At 38.7% G+C, this 23,696-nt stretch carries 24 protein-coding genes; 7 read left to right on the plus strand and 17 right to left on the minus strand.

Going from position 1 to position 23,696, the window contains the following annotated elements:
• Positions 1 to 4 precede the first annotated feature (4 nt).
• Genes NSU02_RS16475 through NSU02_RS16490 form a run of 4 tightly spaced genes read left to right on the plus strand, consistent with a single transcriptional unit; the run spans position 5 to position 4,060 of the window.
• A complete protein-coding gene (locus NSU02_RS16475) occupies positions 5 to 868 on the plus strand; it encodes an ABC transporter ATP-binding protein (RefSeq protein WP_339193321.1) in 864 nt (287 codons plus the stop codon).
• Positions 852 to 1,631, plus strand: a complete 780-nt coding sequence (locus NSU02_RS16480) for an ABC transporter permease (RefSeq protein ID WP_339193322.1) — start codon at positions 852 to 854, stop codon at positions 1,629 to 1,631. Before NSU02_RS16475 ends, NSU02_RS16480 begins: the two co-directional genes overlap by 17 nt.
• Entirely contained in the window at positions 1,628 to 2,596 is a 969-nt protein-coding gene (locus NSU02_RS16485) for an ABC transporter substrate-binding protein (protein ID WP_339193323.1), read from the plus strand. Before NSU02_RS16480 ends, NSU02_RS16485 begins: the two co-directional genes overlap by 4 nt.
• 12 nt (positions 2,597 to 2,608) lie before the next feature.
• Positions 2,609 to 4,060 carry a 4-hydroxyphenylacetate 3-hydroxylase N-terminal domain-containing protein gene (locus NSU02_RS16490; protein ID WP_339193324.1) on the plus strand — a complete coding sequence of 484 codons (1,452 nt, stop codon included), beginning with the start codon at positions 2,609 to 2,611 and terminating at the stop codon, positions 4,058 to 4,060.
• Positions 4,061 to 4,478: 418 nt separating this feature from the next.
• Here the strand turns inward: NSU02_RS16490 and NSU02_RS16495 are convergent, their stop codons facing one another.
• From NSU02_RS16495 to NSU02_RS16515, 5 genes are all read right to left on the minus strand, one after another.
• Entirely contained in the window at positions 4,479 to 4,871 is a 393-nt protein-coding gene (locus NSU02_RS16495; RefSeq protein WP_339193325.1) for a hypothetical protein, read from the minus strand.
• A gap of 386 nt (positions 4,872 to 5,257) precedes the next feature.
• Positions 5,258 to 6,613 carry an LLM class flavin-dependent oxidoreductase gene (locus NSU02_RS16500; protein ID WP_339193326.1) on the minus strand — a complete coding sequence of 452 codons (1,356 nt, stop codon included), beginning with the start codon at positions 6,611 to 6,613 and terminating at the stop codon, positions 5,258 to 5,260.
• Positions 6,614 to 6,636: 23 nt separating this feature from the next.
• Complete coding sequence (locus NSU02_RS16505) at positions 6,637 to 7,458, minus strand: ABC transporter permease (protein ID WP_232515604.1); 822 nt, start codon at positions 7,456 to 7,458, stop codon at positions 6,637 to 6,639.
• A 26-nt stretch (positions 7,459 to 7,484) separates the two neighbouring features.
• The gene (locus NSU02_RS16510; RefSeq protein ID WP_339193327.1) at positions 7,485 to 8,312 is read right to left on the minus strand and encodes an ABC transporter ATP-binding protein; all 828 of its coding nucleotides are present in this window, start codon (positions 8,310 to 8,312) and stop codon (positions 7,485 to 7,487) included.
• Between the two features lie 39 nt (positions 8,313 to 8,351).
• Positions 8,352 to 9,386, minus strand: a complete 1,035-nt coding sequence (locus NSU02_RS16515; protein ID WP_063388410.1) for an ABC transporter substrate-binding protein — start codon at positions 9,384 to 9,386, stop codon at positions 8,352 to 8,354.
• 627 nt (positions 9,387 to 10,013) lie between these two features.
• Between NSU02_RS16515 and NSU02_RS16520 the strand changes: the two genes are divergently transcribed.
• Positions 10,014 to 10,916, plus strand: a complete 903-nt coding sequence (locus NSU02_RS16520; RefSeq protein ID WP_186439284.1) for a TauD/TfdA family dioxygenase — start codon at positions 10,014 to 10,016, stop codon at positions 10,914 to 10,916.
• A 408-nt stretch (positions 10,917 to 11,324) separates the two neighbouring features.
• On the opposite strand, the gene NSU02_RS16525 is transcribed toward NSU02_RS16520, so the two are convergent.
• A complete protein-coding gene (locus NSU02_RS16525) occupies positions 11,325 to 11,645 on the minus strand; it encodes a MazG-like family protein (protein ID WP_063388408.1) in 321 nt (106 codons plus the stop codon).
• Between the two features lie 225 nt (positions 11,646 to 11,870).
• Between NSU02_RS16525 and NSU02_RS16530 the strand changes: the two genes are divergently transcribed.
• Positions 11,871 to 12,455, plus strand: coding sequence for a TetR/AcrR family transcriptional regulator (locus NSU02_RS16530; RefSeq protein WP_063388407.1), 585 nt, complete (start codon positions 11,871 to 11,873; stop codon positions 12,453 to 12,455).
• Positions 12,452 to 12,862 (plus strand): DUF5367 family protein, encoded by a 411-nt coding sequence (locus tag NSU02_RS16535; protein ID WP_063388406.1) that lies wholly within the window; start codon positions 12,452 to 12,454, stop codon positions 12,860 to 12,862. Before NSU02_RS16530 ends, NSU02_RS16535 begins: the two co-directional genes overlap by 4 nt.
• A gap of 664 nt (positions 12,863 to 13,526) precedes the next feature.
• On the opposite strand, the gene NSU02_RS16540 is transcribed toward NSU02_RS16535, so the two are convergent.
• The 11 genes from NSU02_RS16540 to NSU02_RS16590 all read right to left on the minus strand — a co-directional run bounded on the left by NSU02_RS16540 (position 13,527) and on the right by NSU02_RS16590 (position 23,358).
• The gene (locus tag NSU02_RS16540; protein ID WP_063388405.1) at positions 13,527 to 14,618 is read right to left on the minus strand and encodes an SDR family NAD(P)-dependent oxidoreductase; all 1,092 of its coding nucleotides are present in this window, start codon (positions 14,616 to 14,618) and stop codon (positions 13,527 to 13,529) included.
• 35 nt (positions 14,619 to 14,653) lie between these two features.
• Positions 14,654 to 15,094 (minus strand): MarR family winged helix-turn-helix transcriptional regulator, encoded by a 441-nt coding sequence (locus NSU02_RS16545; RefSeq protein ID WP_063388404.1) that lies wholly within the window; start codon positions 15,092 to 15,094, stop codon positions 14,654 to 14,656.
• Positions 15,095 to 15,326: 232 nt separating this feature from the next.
• Positions 15,327 to 15,773, minus strand: a complete 447-nt coding sequence (locus NSU02_RS16550) for a GNAT family N-acetyltransferase (protein WP_327848706.1) — start codon at positions 15,771 to 15,773, stop codon at positions 15,327 to 15,329.
• A 649-nt stretch (positions 15,774 to 16,422) separates the two neighbouring features.
• Complete coding sequence (locus tag NSU02_RS16555) at positions 16,423 to 17,136, minus strand: FadR/GntR family transcriptional regulator (protein WP_063388402.1); 714 nt, start codon at positions 17,134 to 17,136, stop codon at positions 16,423 to 16,425.
• The gene (locus NSU02_RS16560) at positions 17,129 to 18,190 is read right to left on the minus strand and encodes an Ldh family oxidoreductase (RefSeq protein ID WP_339193328.1); all 1,062 of its coding nucleotides are present in this window, start codon (positions 18,188 to 18,190) and stop codon (positions 17,129 to 17,131) included. Before NSU02_RS16560 ends, NSU02_RS16555 begins: the two co-directional genes overlap by 8 nt.
• A 14-nt stretch (positions 18,191 to 18,204) precedes the next feature.
• The gene (locus NSU02_RS16565; RefSeq protein ID WP_339193329.1) at positions 18,205 to 19,161 is read right to left on the minus strand and encodes a hydroxyacid dehydrogenase; all 957 of its coding nucleotides are present in this window, start codon (positions 19,159 to 19,161) and stop codon (positions 18,205 to 18,207) included.
• Positions 19,162 to 19,174: 13 nt separating this feature from the next.
• Positions 19,175 to 20,329, minus strand: coding sequence for a UxaA family hydrolase (locus NSU02_RS16570; protein ID WP_066248079.1), 1,155 nt, complete (start codon positions 20,327 to 20,329; stop codon positions 19,175 to 19,177).
• A complete protein-coding gene (locus tag NSU02_RS16575; RefSeq protein WP_232515603.1) occupies positions 20,319 to 20,612 on the minus strand; it encodes a UxaA family hydrolase in 294 nt (97 codons plus the stop codon). Before NSU02_RS16575 ends, NSU02_RS16570 begins: the two co-directional genes overlap by 11 nt.
• A 373-nt stretch (positions 20,613 to 20,985) precedes the next feature.
• A complete protein-coding gene (locus NSU02_RS16580) occupies positions 20,986 to 22,080 on the minus strand; it encodes a hypothetical protein (RefSeq protein ID WP_339193330.1) in 1,095 nt (364 codons plus the stop codon).
• A gap of 20 nt (positions 22,081 to 22,100) precedes the next feature.
• Positions 22,101 to 23,063 (minus strand): ATP-grasp domain-containing protein, encoded by a 963-nt coding sequence (locus NSU02_RS16585; RefSeq protein ID WP_339193332.1) that lies wholly within the window; start codon positions 23,061 to 23,063, stop codon positions 22,101 to 22,103.
• A gap of 91 nt (positions 23,064 to 23,154) precedes the next feature.
• Positions 23,155 to 23,358, minus strand: coding sequence for a hypothetical protein (locus NSU02_RS16590; RefSeq protein WP_063388395.1), 204 nt, complete (start codon positions 23,356 to 23,358; stop codon positions 23,155 to 23,157).
• Between the last annotated feature and the right edge of the window lie 338 nt (positions 23,359 to 23,696).

Consider the following 23,696-nt stretch of genomic DNA (forward strand, 5'->3'; position numbering starts at 1 on the left):
CACGATGACAATTAAAATAAACGCCTTGAATGTAAATAAATCATTTCCGGTCACTAATGATTTAGGAAAAAAGGAACAGATCACCGTATTAGATGATTTCAATCTGCAAGTGAGGGAAGGCGAATTTTTATCACTGCTGGGCCCAAGCGGCTGCGGCAAATCCACATTTCTAAATATTCTAGCCGGGCTCACTCCCAAAACAAGCGGTGTTTTAACCGTCGACGGTGAAGAAGTGAACGGAATTAATAAGAAACATGGTGTTGTCTTCCAAGGGTATGCCCTCTTCCCTTGGCGGACGGTATTGGAAAATGTCGAGACGGGTCTTGAAATTCGCGGTGTAGGAAAAAAAGAGCGAAAGGAAATTGCTTTAAATTATATTAATATGGTCGGTCTTACGCCCTTTGCAAATAGATATCCTCATGAATTATCCGGCGGTATGAAACAACGAGTTGCCATTGCGAGGGCACTGGCATATGATCCAGATGTGCTGTTGATGGATGAACCATTTGGAGCGTTAGATGCTCAAACGCGGGAAATACTGCAAACCGAATTGTTGAAAATATGGGAAGCGAGTAAAAAAACAATTGTTTTTATTACTCATAGTTTAGATGAAGCTATTTACTTATCAGATCGGGTGGCGATTATGACTTCTCGCCCTGGAAAGGTCAAAAAAATCATTGATATTCCACTTGAAAGACCAAGACAGTTTGAGATTCGCAACTCTGAAGAGTTTGTGAAACTCCGCCATCAAGCATGGGAGATATTAAAAGATGAAGTGAAACAAGCTCAAAACCAACATAATCCTCAAACAATACATGTCAATAAGAAACAAAAGAAAGGGAATGTAAGAAATGAGAAAGCTGTTTAAATTTCTATACAATGCTTGGTATCGCAGTGCTGCGATTATCATTTTTTTGATTCTATGGGAGCTTTTGCCTCGGTTAGGAATTGTAAACTCTGCCTTTTTAAGTCCGCCGTCCGAAGTTATCGTAGCGATTAAAGAGCTCATTACAACCGGGGAGCTTTGGACGCATATAGAAAGCAGTTTACAGCGTTCTTTATCAGGGCTGATTACAGCAATTATATCTGGAATTCTTCTAGGTTTATTTTTAGGATGGTTTAAAAAATTTGAAGCTTTCATTGATCCTTTATTACAGCTTTTTCGACAAATTTCAGCTTTCGCACTTTTCCCTGTATTTATTTTATTTTTGGGAATTGGAGAAGTATCCAAATCAGCCATTATCTTTTGGGCTTCCTTTTGGCCGATTCTTTTAAACACGGTAAGTGGAGTAAAAAATGTCGATAAGCTTCTCATTGATTCAGCCCGCTCGATGGGGGCTTCTCAGACATTTATTTTCCAAAAAGTAGTGATCCCAGCTGCGGCACCTGGTATCTTTACGGGAATTCGCTTAGGAGGAGCTTACTGTATTACAGCATTAGTCGCAGCGGAAATGATTGGAGCGGCTTCTGGACTAGGGTTTTATATTTTAAACTCGCAGGAGATTTTTCAAATTCCGCATATGTATGCGGGTATTATCATACTTGCCTTTTTAGGATTAGGGTTGAACTACATTTTAGCCCTGATTGAGTCAAGATTTACTAAATGGAAAAAGGGATTAGTAAAGGAATGAAGAAGAAAATCTTTTGGGGTTCCATCGTTTTTATTGTTTTGCTTTCTTCTTTATCGGGATTTACTACCCTTTTCAAAAGCGAAGGAAGTCTTGATTTGAAAAAGTTTCGGATAGGTTATATAAATCGAGACACTTTAACTGCTTTAAAAGACCAACAGCTTTTAGAGAATCAATTAAAAAAAGAAGGAATCTCAGTAGAATGGATTGAATTTCAAGATGAAGTGAGGCTCTATCAGGCTTTAGAACAGGGGAATCTTGATTTTGGAAAGGTCGGGGATGCTGTACCCGCCTTTCTTCATAAAGGAAAGGACTCACCTATTTATTTCGCAGCTGAACCTCCAAACCCAAACGCAAGGGCCATTGCCGTTTCAAAAGGTTCAAAAATAAAGGGAGTAAAGGACCTAATAGGAAAAAAAGTGGCGTATACAAAATTCTCGAATGAACATTATTTTTTATTGCAACTGTTAGTGAAGAACGGCTTAGGCACGGATGCCATTGAAGATTTTGAATCTATTGAAGCCACATCTTCTGAAGGAATGGAGTTATTACAAAAAGGTGAAGTAGATGCCGCAGTTGTATCTGAACCTTATGTGAGTCAGCTTAAAAGCTCGCAATATCCTCTTATTTTCGATGGTGAGCTTCCGGCGAATGCAGATATTTATCTGACGACAAAAGAAAACGTAAAAGAGAGAAAAGAAACTTTAAATACAGTTTTGCAAGTCATCTATGAATACGATGATTTTTTGACTAATGATATTCATCTTGCGGCTGAATTTCTCTATCAAAGCACAAATATCCTTCATGCAGTATGGATGGCTGTTTTTGAAAATGAAGCATATGGAATTTCCCCATTCTTTGAAGGAATGATTGCAGAACAACAGAAAAAGGTAGATTTCCTTTATGAACAGAAAGTCATTGAACATCATTATAACGTTGCAGATTATGTTGTAAAGCTGGATGAATAGGAGTGAATAGGAATGGGTGCAGGTGAAAGATTAAAAAAAAGACTGCGTGATGGTCGAAATGTATGGATAAATGGTGAACGAGTTCGAGATCTAGTTAGTCACCCTGCGTTTTCCGGAACAATTGAATCGATTGCAAGTTTACTTGATTTACAGGATCATCCGGATGTACGGGATGAGCTGACCTTTGAAATATCAAATGGAAATCGGGCTAACATGGCATTTTTAATACCTGAAACAAAAGAAGATATCTTTCGCCGCAGCCGAGCATTTAGGTTATGGAGCGGTGCAACATTTGGAGTTATGAGTCGAGTAGCCGGCTATTATCGTTCACAGCTTGTAGGATGGTATGTCCATAGAAATATTTTTGAAAATGAAGCACCGAAGTTTTCAGATAAAATGAAGCGTTATTTTGAATGGGTGAGAGAAAATGATTTACTTTTAACAGCTGCTGGACATGATCCGCAGATTGACCGTTCGAAAACCGCCGATGAGTTAGGTGATTTATATACAGCAGCACGAATAGTAAAAGAAACGGAGGATGGAATTATTGTCCGCGGTGCGAAAATGATCGCGACTGGAGCTCCTTATATGGATGAAATTATGATTTCATCTCATAAAAAAAGAGAGAAAAAAGAAAAAGGCTTCGGTTCTATGTTTGCCATTAATGTCAATACACCGAACGTGCATCTTATATGCCGAGAGTCATTTTCTTCAGATAATAAAGAGGATCATCCGCTCAGCTCTCGATTTGATGAAATGGATGCGGTCATCGTTTTTGATGATGCACTCATTCCGTGGGAGAGAGTGTTTATCAAGGATGATATTGAGGCCATGTGGAAAATAAGAAATGATCCATTTGTGACAGCAATTAGTATACATGAAACAATCGTTCGTCTCGTGAGCAAACTTGAATTCGTTGCAGCGATTGGCAATGATTTAGCAGAGTCGATTGGTATCACGAAATATCAGCATGTGCAAGCAAAACTAGCGGAATTATTCATGCAGGTTGAAACAATTAATGCATTGCTGTTAAGTGCAGAGCATCATTCAAACAAATACGATGATGTCTGGGCACCTTCCATTGATCCAATGGTAACCGCCAAAAACTTAGGGATGCACTATTATCCACGAGCAATTGAAATTTTACAGCAATTATCCGCTGCCGGAATGCTTCAAACTCCTTCAAGTACAGCCGAGTTCCATAGCGAAATAGGAGAGTTTGTGAATAAATATTATCGAGGAGCCGACAGAAATGCTGAGGAGCGGGTTAAATTGTTAAAATTAGCATGGGATCTCGTAGGCAGTCCATTGGGTTCAAGACATGAATTGTACGAGAGGTTTTATGCAGGCGATTCAGTTCGAGCTTTTGCCTCTCAGTATTTGGAGTATGATAAAAGCAATTTAATCAAAAGAGTGCAGGACCGGATAAAATCAAAAATATCGTCTGAATTATCCTTTCAATAAAACGAACAAAGGAGAGTATACTGCTTTTACGTAGTAAATGCTCTCCTTTTTTATTCGCTCACAGATGTCGTGCGTTTAGAGAACCAATGCAGTGGTTTCTGAAGATGTCAGCTCTTGCTCTATTAACTAATATTCATTTGTCAGCAAAACGAATCGGGCGATTTAAAAAAAGCCTGCCTTCGCAGTATGAACCGATTATTCAGCAGTCTAACCAGCGCTAATTCACAACATCGTTTCAATAGATTGCTAGTGGAATTTTTTCTATTGCAAAAAGGAAACGGGTCTTTTTCTAATAGATCATTTTGTTGATTCCTTTGTAAAAGCGTATCAATTAGATAAACCTACTGCGGGGCTGTCTTAGAAAGTCAAATCGCCATTGATAACAAAAATCATAAACAACACCGATATATCAACGTTTCTAAAACATTAATGGGGGCGTCAATAAGCCGTAAAAACGACTTATTAGACCCCCATATGCTAATTGCAATGTGTTTGAGTAAGAAGTATCCTGTATGATAAATGTTTTAAGAACACCTGTAGATATGTGAAGGAAAAAGGAATAAATTTTTCCGTATTTTAAAGAATTGGTTTTTACTTCGATAACACTAGAAAAGATTAAAGCAATTGGTATTATAATAAATGCCGCAATGACAGTTACAATAAGAACTCCAATAAAAAAACTAGTTGTTGCAACGATAAAGATAAAATGGTGAGAATCTGTATCAGAAAGGACAAATGTACAAAATATAAAAGCCATATTAATTCTTACGATCATACTAGCTAACATTTTTCTTTTTAACAATGCTTTCAAAACCATATTCCCTTCTAATCCAATATTCTTAAAGAGGTTCAAATTAATCTGCCTTCTTCAAAAAAGTTTTTACATTGAAACTTAAATAAAACCATTTGCCTTGAACGTTTGGGTGCAATGCTGTCTGTATTTACAATTGCATGCAACAAAAATATAGTATGAACTTTTCAATTTAAAACATTTATTAATTTCTAAATTATATAAAAAAGATAATTTATGTAAATGAATCTTAGTCTAATTCCAATAAAGAAGCGGCCAGCTCTTACTTCTAAAATAAAAAGGATGCCCTAAAGTTTTACTTTTTGGGACACCCCTAACTAATTGACTCGACCATTAAACTGTCATTTTCGCATGACTATTTTTTTAGATGCAATATTTCCCTTCATCTACAGTGTCTCTCCTATTTTAGCAATTAAAGTATTTTCAGGACGTTTTAGCCCTAAATGTTCTCGTAAAGTATTGCCCTCATATTCCGTGCGGAACAATCCCCGTTTTTGCAGTTCAGGTATCACTAAGTCAACGAAGTCTTCAAGTCCTCCGGGCAAATATGGCGGCATAATATTGAAGCCATCAGCTGCCCCATTTTCAAACCATTCTTGCAGTTGATCGGCAATTTGTTCAGGTGTTCCCTTAATTTCTCTATGCCCTCGTGCTCCTGCTATCCGTTGATATAGCTTACGAATCGTTAATCCTTCACGCTCAGCAAGGTCTTTTAACAGCTTAAAACGGCTTTTCCCTCCATTTATTTGTTCCAAATGAGGCAAATCAGGCAAGGGACCGTCGACAGGATAGCCTGATAAATCAACACTTAACATTCCAGATAAAAGAGCAACTCCTGCTTCTTCAGGAATAAGTTCCTCCAGCAGCTTCTTATTCTTCTCAGCTTCTTCTTCAGTTCTTCCGATAACAGGAAAAACACCTGGCATAATCTTCAATTCATCTGGTGAACGTCCATATTTTTTCATTCTTCCTTTCACATCGGCATAAAAAGCTTGAGCCTCTTCAAGAGTCTGCCACGCTGTAAAAATAACCTCCGCGGTACGTGCGGCCAGCTCTTTTCCAGCTTCAGACGAACCTGCTTGGATCACAACGGGATGGCCTTGTACAGGACGGGAAACGTTTAAAGGTCCTTCTACAGAAAACCACTTTCCTTTATGATGAATGGCCTGTATTTTTGAACCGTCTACAAATTGAGCCGATTCCTTATTAATCACTAAAGCGTCATCTTCCCAACTATCCCATAGCTTTTTCACTATATCTACAAATTCTTCAGCACGATCATAACGCTGTTCATGCGGAAGATGATGCTCTAAGCTAAAGTTATGAGCTTCTGCTTCCGTATTGGATGTGACAACATTCCATGCTGCCCGGCCTTTGCTCAAATGATCAAGCGAGGCAAATCTTCGCGCTACATTAAAGGGTTCATTAAATGTGGTCGACACGGTAGCTGCAAGCCCAATGCGTTCGGTCACAGATGAAAGGGCTGATAACAGAGTAAATGGTTCAAAAAGTGTATTCACTGTCTGCTCAAACGCCTTTTGATTCCCTGTTCTTACTGCATACGTGTCCGCCAGAAAGATCATATCGAACTTTCCTCGTTCAGCCGTTTGCGCAAGCCTTTTGACAAAATCAAAGTTCATGACATTATGAGCTTCTGCATCAGGATGCCGCCAAGCTGCGACATGATGCCCTGGGATCATGAAAAATGCACCTAATTTCATTTCGCGCTTATTTGCCGTCATTTAATTTTCCCCTCTTTCCTTTATTATTGATTTGTCTTCCAAGCAGAGAACCGTTTTTCCAAAGATACTAAAATATAATTTAATACAAAGCCAAGTATGGCAATGGTAATAATACCGGCATACATTTCGGGAATTTGAAAATTCATTTGAGTATAATTAATTAAGTATCCTAATCCTTCTTTAGCCCCTACCATTTCAGCAGCAATTAATACGAGAATGGAGGCTGTTCCCGCCATACGTATTCCGGTAAAAATAGTCGGAATAGATGCAGGCAAAATGACTTGATAAAACAATTTATATGGCGGTAATCCCATTGATCTTGCCGATTTAATAAGTAACGGATCGACATTTCGAACGGCACTAATAGTATTTAGCAGAACAGGAAATGTACAAGCGAATAAGACAATCGCTACTTTCGATGTTTCACCAATGCCAAACACTAATATAAATACAGGCAATAACGCTAATGCAGCTGTGTTTCGGAATAATTCCAGCACCGGGTTTAACAAATCGCTAACGATCGGGTACCAGCCAATCAATAATCCGAGAGGAATAGCAATAAGCAGCGCAATTCCAAATCCAATAAATGAACGTACAATACTCGCTTGAAAGTGAGCCAATAATTCACCTGAGACAACTAATCCCCACCAGCCTTCAACTACTTTTGAAAAAGGCGGAAAGAACGTCGGATCGGTCACTCCAATGCGAGGCGCCACTTCCCAAAATAAAAGCAGCAGGATAATAACGGCTGTTTGCTTCACAAGTTTTTGGATCCAGTGAAAAGAAAAACGGATATGTTTTCTCGTTTCATATGTAGTTTGAATGGATTTGCTAACACTAGCCAATGTCATCACTCCTTTTATTAAATTTCCTAAGCTGAATGCTCTTTTTTATGATCATTTTGCGATTTACTGACCTCATCCCGAAGTAAATCCCAAATTTGATGGCGAGTCTTTACAAATTCCGGCGTGGAACGCGCATCGTCTTCCTTTGCTTGGGAATGAGCTGAGTTTGTAATAATTTGTTTTATCGTCCCCGGACGTGAAGTCATTACAGCGATACGCTGTCCTAAGTACACGGCTTCATCAATTCCATGAGTAATGAACACGATCGTCTTCTTTGTTTTTTCCCAGATACGAAGCAATTCGTTTTGCAATGTTTCGCGTGTTTGAGCATCCAAGGCCGCAAACGGTTCATCCATTAATAAAACGTCAGGGTCAAAAGCCAAACTTCTAGCAATAGCTACACGCTGCTTCATCCCGCCTGATAGTTCGTGGGGATAACGTTCTTCAAAGCCGGACAAGCCGACTAGCTCCAAAAAATGACGGGCGATTTCCGAACGTTCCTTTTTTAGCACACCTTTCGCTTTTAAACCAAACTCAATATTTCCCTTAGCTGTTTTCCAAGGAAACAAGGCGTACTGTTGAAAGACAATTGCTCGATCTAAACCGGGGCCGTCGATTTGCTTCCCATCTATCAAAATTTTCCCAGATGTTGGTTGAGATAATCCGCCGAGAAGATCAAGCAAAGTTGATTTTCCGCATCCTGACGGCCCGACTAACGTTAGAAATTCTCCATTTTTAACGGAAAAATGAACGTTCCTCAATGCGGTAAACTCTTTAAAGCTTCCTTTTCCCTTTTCAACATCCCGAATTTTAAAAATTTTTGTGACATGGTCAAATTGAATTTTATCTGTCACCTGTTGAACACCTCCTAAACATTTTTGTTCAAGCTTCCTTTAGTAAGGGTTGAATTCATTTGTGTATAAGTCATCCAGCCCAATTTCGCCTTTTTTCAACTCACCGCTTTTTATTAGCCAATCGATCCACACTTGAAAATCTTTCTCCTGTATATAACCTCCTTTCGAGCCGATTCCTGTACTTTTCCAAAATTTAACTGTTTCACCATCTTCTTTTCGTTTTCTTTTTTCAATAATTGCTTCATAACGTGCAATGACTTCTTCTCTAGGGGTTGAACGCGCCCATTCAATTGCTTTCGCTGTTGCTTCAACGAATTTTCTCACAGTATTCGGATTTTCTTTAATGAATTTCTCAGTAAAAACATAACTGCCCGCATTAAAAGCACCAAACAAATCATAATCACTAAAGAGCTTCCGAATCCCGCCCCTTTCTAATGCCCGGTCTCGCAGCATTCCGCCTAACACAGCTACATCAATTTGTTTATTACGCAATGCTTGTTCTGCATTGACTGGCGGAATCACCACTATCGTTACTTTTTTAATTTCTTCCTCTGTTAATCCATTTTGACGCAAGTATTCTTTTAACACGAATTCATGGTGTGCACCGAGAGTATTCATCCCGACTTTTTTGCCAATTAAATCTCGCGCCTCTTTAATCGGACTATCCTCTAATGTATAAAACCCACTGAACGTATCTTCATCGCTGCCGTAATAACTGATCACGGCTTTAATCGGGGCGCCGCTGGCTTTTAATTTAATAATTGCTCCATTAAATGCACCGCCAAAATGAATTTCCCCTGTTGCAGCTGTTTGGATATCCTGTGGTCCACTCGTTGTATTTCCAACCCATTCAAGTTTGATTGGATCTAAATAACCTAAATCTTCCGCCAATTCCGGGAAAGTGACTTGTCCAGGAGATCCTTGATAGCGCAGTGTCAGCGTCTCATATTTGCCATCACCTCCGGCTTTGCCTTCTTTTTCAGCAACTGTTTTGTTCTGGCAGCCAGCAGATAAAACAACTGTCCCTACTAACAATAAAATTCCTATCACTCTGCAATTCTTCAACAACTTCATCTTACTCCTCCCTTTTGATTTCAATTGAATAGGAAGAGGTGACTAACCCCCGACCTCTCACACAACCGCACGTACCGTTCGGTATACGGCAGTTCAATTAAGTCCATGCCAGCCCGCATAAAAAAGGTCTTTACATTTTCTGTAAAGACCTCCAGTGTACTGGTCGGCATATTCATCTATTAAAAAAATGCCGGAGACATTTTGCAGCAATGTCTCCGGTTGACCGGTGGGAACAATCAATTAACCGATATTTCCTATTGAATTAGTATCCATTAGTTATCCTTAATGTTACTGAGCAAATGAAAAATAGTCAAGCTAAAATTTACTGTAAAATATTAATTTTTTATAAATAAAAAATTTTTAAAATTTAATATTGACATTTTTTTCTTGCGAATCTAATATTTTTACTAAACCGATATGAATTCATAGGATTTACAACTGGAATAAAAAGCTGACCAGCCATCTGGAAGCCGGAGCTCATCTGCTCTGGCTTTCTTGCTTATTATCGGTTTATTAAAATGGCTCACTCAACGAGTAAGGAGGTGGGGCTTCTATTAAGTGCCGATGAAATTTTGAGAAAGATGAATATTCCGTAGAATCATAAACTTTCTTGAGGAGGCGATCTATATGACTGATGTCAAACAAGTACAAAATGAATCAGAGATTATTGTCAAACCAGTTGCCGGACGAATTGGCGCTGAAATATCAGGCATCAAACTTTCCGATGAACTAGATGCTGAAACAATTCAATTTATTCGCGAAGCGATCTTAAAGTACAAGGTAGTTTTCTTCCGAAATCAGCATCATCTAGATGATGCGGGGCAGGAAGCCTTTGCACAGCTGCTTGGCAATCCTGTTGTTCATCCAACTGTTCCAGCAAAAGACGGCTCCAATTATATTTTTGAGCTAGACTCTGATCGTGGCGACCGGGCCAATTCATGGCATACAGATGTTACATTTGTAGATGCATTTCCGAAATTCTCCATTTTACGGGGGGTTGTGATCCCTGAAGCAGGAGGGGATACTGTTTGGGCGAACACAGCTGCTGCCTATGAAACTCTGCCAACAGAACTGCGGAATCTTGCTGATCAATTGTGGGCAATCCATACAAATGCCTATGATTATGCAGCACTGCGATATAATATATCTCCTGAAGCAAAAAAGCACTATGACGAAGTATTCACTTCCACTTTATATGAAACCGAGCACCCCGTTGTCCATATACATCCTGAAACCGGTGAACGCAATCTTTTACTTGGTCATTTTGTCAAAAAATTTGTCGGACTTTCCACCTTCGATTCAGCCCAATTGTTCACTGTCCTGCAGCAGCATATTATACAATTAGAAAATACAGTTCGCTGGAAATGGAGTGCAGGAGATGTTGTGATTTGGGATAACCGTGCAACCCAGCATTATGCAATAAATGACTATGGCGACGAACAAAGAGTTGTGAGAAGAATTACAATTGCAGGAGATGTTCCTGTTAGTATAGACGGCCGCCGCAGCATTACACGAAAAATAGAAAAATAGTCCCATCAGGATTTTTCTAACCAATAATTTATAAAAGCCTTTCAGTTAAAAAGTTAAACTTCAAAAATTTTTATAACCAAATAAAAACGGCATCTCCCTTATGTGAATATCAAGCTATATAAGTTCGGAACCGTTTTACGCAGAATCGTCATCCTCTGATGCGAACACTGCCTTTTATCTAATAACCTTGGAATCGTTTTTATCGCTAATGACTTTTGAAAATTGGGCATCCCCCCTATTGCCCGGAAAAGAAAGTTTATTTGCAATTGGTCGACCATAAAAAGAAATGGATTTCACAATCTATTCAACAATCGTTTGCGGCATCAAAGAATACGGAAGAATCCGTTCACCACGTGAAACAGCGATGCCGCAATTTTACCTTATTATGGAATTTTTAAGACATAAAACTTAAACAGTAGAATAACGATCTAACAGCTTCTTTTTATGTGAATGAAATACTTCTTCCAAAGGAATATTGTATTTGTTTGCAATCACTATGATGTTTCCTAACACATCTCCCAGCTCTTCGATTAATGCCTGTTTATTTTCCTCAACTGAACCTGTTGATTCGTCTGGTCTGTCTCTGCCAATTTCAAGCGCTCTTATAGCTCGGGCAACTTCCCCTGTTTCTTCGGCTAAAAATCCAATGCGGACAAAAATATCTAATTCAGCCCAGCCCCTGCTGTCATAATACTCCTTCACCCATTGTTGAAACTCATTGATATCCATTTTGTTCACCTGCCCTTTCTCTCTTAAAAAGAGTCACATGAAAACTCTTTTCTTGTCAATATTCAAATTAGAGAATTCAAATGACTTTTGAAAAGATGGTAATTATGACCATTTTATATTGTGGTACTGTCAAGAATTTTGTATAATCTAAAATGAATCAGTGAATAAACGGTAAATTTTTTTGAGTTAAGTTAGTTATATGAATAACTAATAAGGAGTGATCATATGGCAAAGCCGAATGTTATTAGTAAAAATGAATTAATTCGTTCCGCGAAGAAGTGTTTAGTCAAAAACGGAATTGAAAAGTTCACATTGAGGGCAGTCGCCGAAACGGCAGGGGTTACGCAGGGGACTGTTTATTATCATTTTCGAACAAAAGAACAATTATTATTGGATATTGTAAAAGATATTTGCGACAGTTCTTGGGACGAATTATCGAAAAGTGACGGCAACATCATTAAACAAGCGATTGAGACAGCGAAAAGCCGTTGTTCTCATGATTCTTTTTTTCATAAATTGTTCTTAACGCTCGTCGTTTCAGGTTTTCATAATGATAAAATCAGGGAACAGCTTGAGGGGATTATTTTACAAGAAAATAAAGCTCTAGCGGAAAATTTATTAAAAATATGGCCTTCATCACCAATTAAAGGAATTTCGCTTGACACATGGGCGATCATTTTAAACGCTGTTGTAGACGGAATCGCCTTACAGGCTCTATTGTCAAAAAATTTTCCGGTAGAGAAAACATACGCAGAACTTGAGAAATTATTTATAGCATTGAGCGGCTTACAAGAGGTGGAGAACAAATGAAAGGATATTTGTACACAGCATGCTGGAGCGTTTTTGTTTGGTTTTTTGCCACAATGTTTTTTGTTATGTTTGGGGACAGCGTTCTTTTCAGACCGGGTACAGCGGAGTTTGCTGTCAGCCTCTCTTTGCTAATAGCTGGAACAGGGGTGTTATTGGCAGGAGCCACGTATTTATATGTATTGTTTGACAAAGCCGAAAATGCACCGCTGAAATTTGGATTCATCGGCACGATCGTTGGTTTAATTTTAGATACTTTTTCTTTATCCAACCACCAGCTGATTTTTCCTAAGCTTGATGAGCCGCAGGTTATCGCTTTTGCAGCATGGATGTCTTTTGCCTACGCATTGTATTTATTAATACCTGCCATAATAAATGAATTAATGAAAAAGAAGCTTAAAACCGAATGAATTAAAATGCAATCACAAAATGTGGGTGTCTAATAAGTCGTTTTTACGGCTTATTGACGCCCCCATTAATGTTTTAGAAATGTTGATATATCGTGGTTATCAATGACGATTTGACTTTCTAAGACAGCCCCTTTAGGGCATTGTATGACTGTTCGAATTTAAAGGGATTTCACCTTATCAAAACGTGAGTCTTTTCTTTTCCTTATTTAAGTAATCCATGCTGCCGCCTGCCTAATAACCGAATCAACATTTAGAAGAAAGCAAGATAGATGTTGAGGACGTCTTTCTCATTAAAAAGAATTTCAAAATGTCCTTTTACGCTATTTATAAGCTGCCGTCTACCTGATAAAACTCCGAAGAACCTTTTATTTTAACTTATACGTTTTGATCATCAATTTTATCATTGAAGCTAGACAAACTGTTCCAAATAAAACAACATATAAGAAGGCCGATTACTAAAATCATTCGTATTTAGAACAGCAAAAATTAAAACTGTAAAAGTGAGAGCCAGCAAAAAATACAAACTATATTTACCCAATAATTTTGAAATGAATCCTATTCCAACAACTAACAATAAGAATATGCCAATCTGGCAAAAAAAATTCCAAGCTCCTCACTTCTCGCATAAAGTTTAGAATTCCAGCTGATGGCACTTTTCTAATCTTTAAATTGTTTTTCTTTTACAGGAAAACCAAGTGCACGGATTAAGATATTTTTTGTACTTGGCAGCGACTTCCCGACCTGCGATTGCCAGCCCGGCCCACCAAACGATTTCGCCAATTGCAATCAGCGCCGGAACAGCCGCCGCTTTTTGAGTAAGAGTGAGCGGAAGCAATGGGACAACGGCGGCTAGTCCATACAAAATAAACGAGGCGATAATAAGAATGACAGCAATCTTGCGGAGATAGCCTCTTTTATGCCTACTCGGCTTTTGCTGTCCGCCATCCTCTGTCCTGTAAAAAAATTGTTGAAGCATTTTTCCATATTTTCTCATCATGATAGCATCAGCCAGCTTCGGTGATATGGAGTTAAGCTTGGCAAAAAGGATCGTGGACATCCCTCCCATAATTCGTACTGTCTTCTTTTTTTCAATTGTTTTAAGCAAATCCTCTGCCACTTTTTCAACAGGCATAATGGAAACACCCATTTTCCTCCAAAGCGGATGAAATGGTCTTTCAGCTTCAGTATCTGCAGGACTTGGCGAAAAATAGGCAACCCTTGCTTGACTGCCTTCCAATTCCAATTCACGGTTTACAGCTTCAATAAATGTGAACAGCCCTGCACGTGATGCAGCATCGACACTATAATAAGGAAAAGCCAAGCGGCCATCTGCAAATCCCCCGATATGCACAATCGTGCTGCCTTTTTGTTCTCTCATATGCGGCAGGAATGCCTTCGTTATAAGAATCGCTCCTAAAAGATTGATATCAAGCGTGTTCTTCGCTTCTTCATAACTATGCTCAGCTAAAGACTTTCTCACGTCATAACCCGAAGCATTGACGACAATATCAATATGGGCCGACCACCTTTTTACAATATCTTTCAGTTCTTCAATCGATTGTAAATCAGTAATGTCAAAAACGGCTGTTGTTATATCTCCAGTTATTTGCTCTGCTGTCTTTTTAACCTTTTCTTCATTCCTTCCAACTAAAAGAAGCCTTGCACCTTTATCGGCAAAAGCTTTTGCAAAGCTTGAACCTAATCCCCCTGAAGCGCCTATGACAATAACGGATTTACCCTCAAAACTCCTTTTCATGAACAGCTCCTCCATGTAAGAATGTATATGATGCATTAGCGATCTGTTTTTTGCAAATAACGAACGATTTCTGCCAATAAAGTTTCCAGAAATTCATATTTATGATCGCTTCCTAAACACTCTTTTATTTGCAAGTCAATTTTCTTGTAGAGCTTTTCATCACCTTCGACAATGTTCTTTCCTTTTTCTGTAACACTTACATAATAAACTCGTTTGTCCTCCTGCGATTGTATTTTTTCTATAAGGCCCATTTTTGACAGCTTTCTAATCATCGCTGAAACAGCCGGCTTCGTGAGGTTCAAAGCTTCTGCCACCTGAGAAAAATTGGGTTTCCCCATATAGTAAATAGTCGTTAAATAATAGTAGTCATTGCTGCTGAATTTTTTAATCTCTGCCTCCGTCAAATGCATATGTAAATTTTTAATCGATTCCCTCCACAAATAATTTGCAATAAACGCAATGCTGTCTTTAACCATAAAATCCCCCAATAAATAGTTAAATATATTTAATTAAATATATTTAACTATTTACCATTATTTTTTGTCAATCACAAAAAAATTTCCCCAAACATAAGCGTGGGGAATAGCACTTGTCGTTTCTCGTTTTAAAACATTATCTCATTCGGTTTCATATGCGCACAGTGATTGCATGATTCTTTGGCGGAGACCGAAAATTGGCTGGATAAAATTTCAGCTAGGAAAAAACTGTCTAAAACAAATTTTTTTTCATCACAATTCGATTGTTATTCACAGCATAACCATTTTTTCTGTAGAAGCTTTCTGCGAGTCCTCCAGTGGATGTTAAGAGGTAAATGCTTTTAACTTGTTTCTTTTGTAAATCTTTCTCTAAATATTGGAGAAGCTTGGAGCCATAGCCTTTACCTTGAATTTCATGATTGATGCATAATTCCGCTAAATAAAAAGTTGTTCCTTGATATGTTTTCTTGCTGTTCCCTGCTATAAAACCAATGGGAGTTCCATCGATTTCCCAAAAAAATCCTGTAAATTTCGGAGTATGCAGCAAATCTGTAAGCCTTTCTTTAGCCGTTTCATATGTCCAGCTTTCATTCCAAGGGTCACGATTAAAAACTTTCATATATAGTTCAATACATTGTTCCAAATGTTTTGCCGTCATTGGTGCAATTGTTTCTGCCACAAAAATTTCCCCCTATAGTAAATAGCTGGGGAGTGCATCCTGACTCCCGTCTGTTCGAAAACACTCCCCATTAAACTATTCGATTTGGTGTTGCCAGCACAGAAAACTTTCTCTGTTGTTTTTGCTTACCATTTTCTATCTATTTTAAATCTTAAAATCATTTTAATAGAAAATGGCCTTCATGTCATTTGCGGATTCTAGTCTTTTCGGCTAATTTTGTTTATGCTTCCGTTTCATTTTGTACATCTTTCGTAAAATCTTTGGTTCTAGGATAAGTTCCTCATCATCATAAAAAAATCCAGCGAACGGATACCGCTGACGGACTGGCTGCACAGCCTATGCTCATAATTAAGAAGCTTAATAAATGAAAGTGAGGCGAATTTTTCCTGCTGGCAGCTCTGCCTTTTTCCTTTCAAAACACAGCCAATTCCAAATAGCACAAGAAGTATCTCAATGAATCTCGGAAAAAATGGCGCCTGACAATATATTTTTGCTATAAAAATCAGGGAAATGGCAAGCGTCGGCGCTAAGGCACATCAGCTCATATATAAGGCTGATAGAGTTTTGCTTTCATTTACCGATAAGCGGCCGAACAATACAGCGGTGAACCCGTCGATTTTTTCTCGGAAATAAACTTAAATGTCATATGTTAGCCGTTATCCCTCTTTGCGTTTTCTAAAGTCTGCTCGACACTTTGCAAATGCTTCTCCATGCTTTTCCTTGACCTAATTATGTCGCGCTTTTTGATCATTTCGACAATTTCTAAGTGCTCCAGCCACGAATGGTGCATCCGATCAGGTATTTTAGATGTCTCCACCCTGATATTGTTAAAAAGGCTAGTGAGACTGTTCATTATCCGATAAGCAATTGCGTTCTTGGAAAGCTCCGCAATTCTAATATGAAATTTGTGATCTCGTTCAGACAATATCTTTTCATTCACTTTATTTTCGCTGATTAATTGTACAGTCTCTTTTACAAACTGATACAAAACGTCAATTTCCGAATCGGATGCCCGTTCAACAGTCCATACTACTGCTTGCGTTTCAATGAGCATTCTTATTTCAAATAAATCTGCAAATTGGTCGCTTTTGACAAAGTAATGATTGGCTAATTGAGCTAAATTATTCGTTCCATCCGCTACAAAAACGCCATTCCCCTGTTTAATTTCAATAAATCCGAGCGTAGAGAGAACTTTGTAAGCTTCCCTTATTGTATTTCGACTCACATTTAATTTAAGAGAAAGCTCTCTTTCTGACGGCAGCTTTTCCCCGGGTTTCAGCTTATTTTCTTGAATAAGTGATTTCAATTCTTCAACAATCTTATTCGGAACAGTGGAACGATCAAAACGAATATTTTCAAACATAATGATCACCTATGGTAGGAAATTCCAAATGCAACTGATTGGCCAGCTGCACTAAATCCTTTTCAACTTCCTGAGATAAATGAATACCACAACGTAATTTATGAATATAAGATTGTTCTCTTCGTTCCCCAGGGTACAAAATTGTATGGACTTCTTCTTTTTTAGGAACAGCTTTCATTTCCAAAAGCATTTTTTGCAGAAGAGAGGTAAATTGATCTACAGGCATAAATTTTTCTATATCGATTAAAATAAAAAAATGCCCTACATTTGCTATTTGGCCGTTATCGTCATATATATTTTCGACATGTGGGCCGTAAGCAGCACCTGTTAATAGCCCTGTTAATATTTCCACTGCCAAAGCCCAGCCATACCCCTTTACTCCTCCTGAAGGAAGAACGGCTCCGTTTAATGCTTCTGCAGGATCTTCCGTATCATTGCCTCTTTGATCGATTGCCCAGCCTTTTGGAATGGCTTTTCCTTCCTTTGCCGCTTCTATAATTTTGCCTCTTGCAACGACGCTTGCAGACATATCGATAATAACATCCGGTCCGTTTTTGACTGGAAAGCCAAATGCTATCGGATTCGTTCCAAAGAAAGCTTTTTTGCCTCCCCAAGGCGGAATACCAGACGGAGAATTTGTCATCACAATTGCTGCAAGATTTTCATCGCAAGCTGCCTTGCAATAATATGATGCACATCCAAAATGATTGCTTTTTCGAATGGCGATGGCAGCAACTCCCGTTTCTCTTGCTGTTTTGATTCCCTCTTTAATGCCATAATATGATGCAATCTGGCCCAATCCGTTATCTCCATCGACAGTTAAAATGGATAACCCTTTTTTTTGTATTTTTATGGACGGGGTCGGATTAATCCGCCCCTCTTTTAAACGTTTTGAATAGATCGGCAATCTGCTGATTCCGTGGCTTGTGATACCTTCAAGATCTGCCCTTATTAATGAATCTGCTACAACTTCAGCATTCTCTTTTTTAACGTTTTGCTTCACCAAAACATCTTCAACAAATTTTTTTAAAGCTTTCGCATCATAAACAGTCAAACTTCACTCACCCTTTAAAAATCAGATGAAACTAAAAATAGTGATTCTTTTCCCTCAAGTACTTTCATAATTTCATCTGAAATAATGTTAGTGATTCGTTCTTGGGACTCTTCTGTTAATCCAGCAATATGCGGAGTTACAGTAATCTTGCTGCTGTTTAATAGAAAATAGTCTTTTTCGACCGGCTCATTCTCAAGTACATCTAAGTAAGCACCAGCAATTTGCCCGGATTCCACCGCCTTGAATAAGGCGGATTCATCAACAATTCCCCCGCGAGAAGTGTTGATAATAATTGCATTTTTTTTCATTAAGTTAAATTCTTTCGTACTAAGTAAATTTCTTGTTTCATTCGTTAGCGGAACATGAATGCTTACAAAGTCGGATTCTTTTAAGACCTCTGCTAATTCAACCTTTGTAATCCCCGTTTCAGAAAAAGGATAATCGAATTCTCTTATATAAGGATCATAGCCGATCACTTTCATTCCAAATGCAATGGCTCTTTTAGCAAGCCTGTGGCCAATCTCTCCCGTTCCGATTAATCCCAATGTTTTCCCGTATATCTCATTTCCCGTAAATAATTTCCTATTCCAATTTCCTTTTTTAACGTCTTCTCCGGCTTGTATGATAGACCTCGATGCCGTTAAAATAACGGCCATAACATATTCTGCTACTGAAACCGAATTGGCATTTTTGGCGGAGACGATTTTTACATTACGTTGTTTTGCTGCAAGTAAATTTATATTATCAAGCCCGACTCCTAATCTGCCGATTACCTTTAATTTTTTCCCTGCATCCAGTATTTCCTGATCAACAATTGTCTGGTTTCGAACGACTAATGCGTCTGCATCTATTATTTTGTTTATTAATTCCTGTTTATTTCTCCATAAATCCGGATTGTATTCGACCTCCGCTATTTTCCTCATCCTGTTAATCCCGGATTCAGGTATATATTCAGAGATTAGTATTTTCATTACTTTCCTCCGCTCATGCACTGCGATAAAGTTTCGTCAAAACAAATTCTCTATGCCCTAATGTTTCCGCTGCAGTTAAACGTCCGTTTATTGTTCGGATCAAAATATCAAGCAGCAAATCGCCAGCCTGCTGGAGATTATATTCCCGTTTCAATAATCCTGTAACGTCTACATCGATATGCTCTGACATAGTAGAAACTGTAATTGGATTTGCCGAAAGCTTAATAACGGGTACTATTGGATGACCAATTATATTGCCTTGACCGGTAGGAAAGAAATGTACGACTGCCCCTCCAGCTGCCATTAAAGTAATGCATTCAGCTGCTGCAGAGGAGGTATCCATAAAATTCAATCCCGCTTTTACTGGAGCCTCCGCAGGTCCTAAAGCATCAACCACCGGTTTTGTGCCCGTTTTTTCGATATTGCCGAGCGCCTTTTCCTCAATTGTTGTGAGGCCGCCTCTTATATTTCCTTCTGTCGGCTGGCTGCCAAGCAGATCAACACCTTTTGATGCGATTTCTTCAACATAGTTTTGATAAAGGCTTAAAAATTTTTGTTTTACTTCTGGAGTGGCACAACGCTCTGCAATTAAATGCTCGCCGCCAGTTAATTCGGAGGTTTCACCGAACAAAACAGTTCCGCCTTCGTCGATTAAACGATCAACTACATTTCCTACCGTAGGGCATGATCCTAACCCGGTTGTCGTATCCGACTCTCCGCATTTAATACTCACTAAAATTTCTGATAATTCCACAGGCTCTCTGCGAATTTCAGAAGCATCCTGCAGAAATTTTTGTGCTGTTCGAGCTGCTTTTTCAATCGTAGACAAATCGCCATAACGTTCAATTGAAAATCCAGCTACCGGCTTGCCTGTTTTTTGTACCTCCTCAACAATTCGATTTGTCCAGTTAGGCTCAATACCAATCACAACAACAGCTGCTACATTTGGATTAGAACAGTTGCCGATAATCGTTTTAAAAAACAAGTCTAAATCCGGCCCATATTGTAATCGCCCGTATGCATGCGGGATCGCTAAAGTACCAGGAACAATTTTAGCAACCGCTTCTGCTGCCGCATTAGAAATGTCATCGACAGGCATGATCACTACATGATTCCGAATACCAACTCTTCCGTTCTCTCTGCGATAACCCCAAATTTTATTCTCCATATTTCCACCTCGCCGTTTTTAAATTATGAGTATGAACATAGCTCCCTTTATAGATTTTTTTTGTAGCTACACCAATCGGTACGCGATATTCAATTACTTTGCTGTTTTCATCCAAATCCACTAAAGCAATCTTATGACCAAGAGGAATAAAATCTCTAGACTCTACTGAAACAACTGAATCGTCTTCTAAGATGACCCCTTGGATTTGCTCGCCTGCTTCAATGTCTTCTATTGCGACTCCCACAGAATCGCCGACATTATGTACTAAAAACTTGTGTGACACTATGAACCACCCCTCCATTTCCTTTTTTACAACGCATTTGGTTCAGACATTCAATGGTCCAACCAATTTCTTTAAATTAAATAAAAACAGGCCTTGCACGCCTGAAAATATATTATTTCCAAGCATTGCAAGGCCCTTCAGTCGTCTGATCGAACCTAAATTATTCCTATTGATTTACTGCGGTTTAAAGATTACCATGGATTGAATTTTTTGTCAATATTTTTTCAAAAAAAATCAATTAAATTATGTTCAAGATTGGCTCCGTTCCGGGAATAATCATTCAAAAATTCCACTCTTGCAATCTTTTCAACAACTCGAGAGCCGTTTATGGCGAATCATTAAGTTATGATTTTCATAAAATGGCGAAAAATCGTTACCGTTCCAGAGCCCGTTCCGCCTTGCCCAGCCGCCTTATATGCTTGATTCCGAGGGAAGTAATGAAAATCAACTGATAGAAAAGGTTCAGGAATAACAACAACGGCGCAGGCTGTAAAAAGAATAAAAGAACGTCTTCAAACGGCCTTGTGAATATGATAGCTGACCACAAAAAAATGAAATACGTATATAAAATCCAAATAAAGATATGAAAGGCAATCCGCACAAAAGCATAGAAGGAAAGCAAATTAATTTTCAATTTCTTTAGTTGATCTATTGCATTTTTCCACAAATTCGGCTGATTCAATAGATCAACGATCATCCAGTAGCCGTCTCCAGGAAGCAGCGGGAAAATCGCAAACAGCATTCTAAACATATGAACAATAAGAAAGGACCAAATCCATGGTGAAAGCTGTGCAAAGCATAAGCCGATCACTGATGTTAATCCGCATACAATCAAATCTGCCGTAAAGCCCGCGATGTTGATCCGCATGCGCTGCCATTTTGATAGCTTCCAAGCTTCATTGCAAACAATGCTAAATAACGGGACAGGCCCGGACCATTGAACAGAAATGGAAATGTTCCCTGTACGCGGCATTGTTAATAAGTGCCCAAGCTCATGGATGAGGACTGAAAATGTTAAAACTCCGGCGATGATCCATTGACCTTTTAGATCAGTGACGAGAAAAAATGGAGTGTTGATCATGAACAAAACGGTGCTGATGATCGAAATCAAAACAGCACCTGCGGTAATCCAGTTAAACCATTTACGCTCCAGCCAAGGATTGTAATAGGTTATGAGCGGCTTTTGATACGGCTCAAAATCAGATTGTTTTTCTTCAATAAGGGAAAAGGCTGCATCCTTATCGATGCCTAACTTTTCAAGAAATAGTAAAATTTCCTTCTCCGATACTTCCATTTTATCTGCAATAGAAGATATAGGCTCTTTGTTTGCCAACTGCTCCAACAATTTTTTTGAATAGTTATCTATTTGCAATAAAAGTCCATCCGGTCGTTCAATCCAGTACCGATCTTCTTTTATCTTTCCTATTTTGTATACTAACGGTTTTTGAAATGACTGTGAGTAATTCACAAATACTCCCTCTCCAAACGTCAGTTTCTCACTTTCAGTTTATTTTCCTCTTTAAGAATGGCTTGTTTGATCAAGTATGAAGCCAGCTGGGAAACAATTGAAACAGGGGCAACCCGATCGAATCCTTCGAACATTGGGCTTGGATTACATTCAATGCATATAACAGAACCGTCTGGACGTAGTTTTAAATCAATTCCGCTGAAAATAAGCCCTAATGTTTCGCATGCCTCTATACATAACTGAGCGATCTCTGGCGTTATCTCAAAGGGTTTGACTTGATGGGCGCCTTCACGATAATCAATTCCTTCTCCCTCAATGATAAATGATGCGATGACTTTTCTGTCCAGGACAAATACACGTACATCCTGACCTTGTATGTATTCTTGGAATTGCACCGGTGCTGTGCTCAATGCTTCTAATCTTTCAGGTTTTTTATCTTCCTCTGTCAATAGACGGCACAATGCTCCTCCAGCAACGGGTTTATAGATGACATCGCAGTTATGGCTGAATTCCAAAACTTTTTCCGGATTGCTGGTTACTAACGTTTTAGGAACGGGAATACCTGCTCTTCTTAGACACTCAAGGTGATAAGGCTTTGCAAAATGAATGAGCAGTGTATCAACAGGATTGACGATGAGTCTGCCGAAGTAAGAGGAAGATTTTAACCAAGACAGCCAAGCAGCATATCTCTCCCGCTCCGCCGCATATGCCAAAAATCCATTCTCCTTGATTTGTTCCTTTATTTGAGAAGTATCGAATGCAGGAGTAGGAACAAATAATGCTCTCAAAAAGTAAACGTTCGTTTCCGATAAATCACGGTTTTCATAATGGCTGTCTTCACCCCCAAAGCTTAAGGGGTAGGGGACATCCGGCGAATTATCTAAAATGAATGCTTGGGCGCCTTGTCGAACCAATTCCTTTTGTAAATAAAGACAATGCCTTTCAAATTGTGAACCGATAATACCAACAGATACTTCCGCCATTTCGCACCTCCGATGAAATAAATGAGAATTTTCCGAATTTTAGCGCCCCAGAAAACATTCTCTGGGGCGCTTGTCCAACTTTTAACAAAACCTATTTTATAAAACCGCCTTCTTCGCCAAGTGCATATGTGGTAACAATTGGCCCGCCTTCTTCCCCGATAGCTTGAGTTGTATATCCTCCTTCTTCGCCTAAAGCTAACGTTGTGGCATATCCCGGATCCACAATAGGGCTCACAAATAACGGAGAGCTAGATTGCCTTACTTCCAATTCTTCAATAAACAATTTCTTTTTCATTTTTGATTCCTCCTATTCAAAATATTAAAAAATTTTCTGTTTAAAAATAACATATTTACCTTTATCTTCCTATAGATAAAATATCCTATTCTGAATAGTGCTTAAGAATGAAATTGAGAGAACAAATAGGTCTTTTTGCTAAATCCTCCACCTGGAAAAGTCAAGTTTATACATTTCGGCTTTAAAAAATAAGAGAATCACTATGTTTGATAGACACTCTCACACACGGTACAGCGGTTTTGTTGTTTAAAGCGCAATTGAGTTCAGACACAATATCCATGTCTTGAATACCTACATGCTGGAATGTAGGCTTCCGATTTGAACAAAATATAACGATT

The sequence above is a fragment of the Aeribacillus sp. FSL W8-0870 genome (genome assembly GCF_037963755.1).
In the GTDB taxonomy this organism is placed as follows: Bacteria; Bacillota; Bacilli; order Bacillales; family Aeribacillaceae; genus Aeribacillus; species Aeribacillus composti.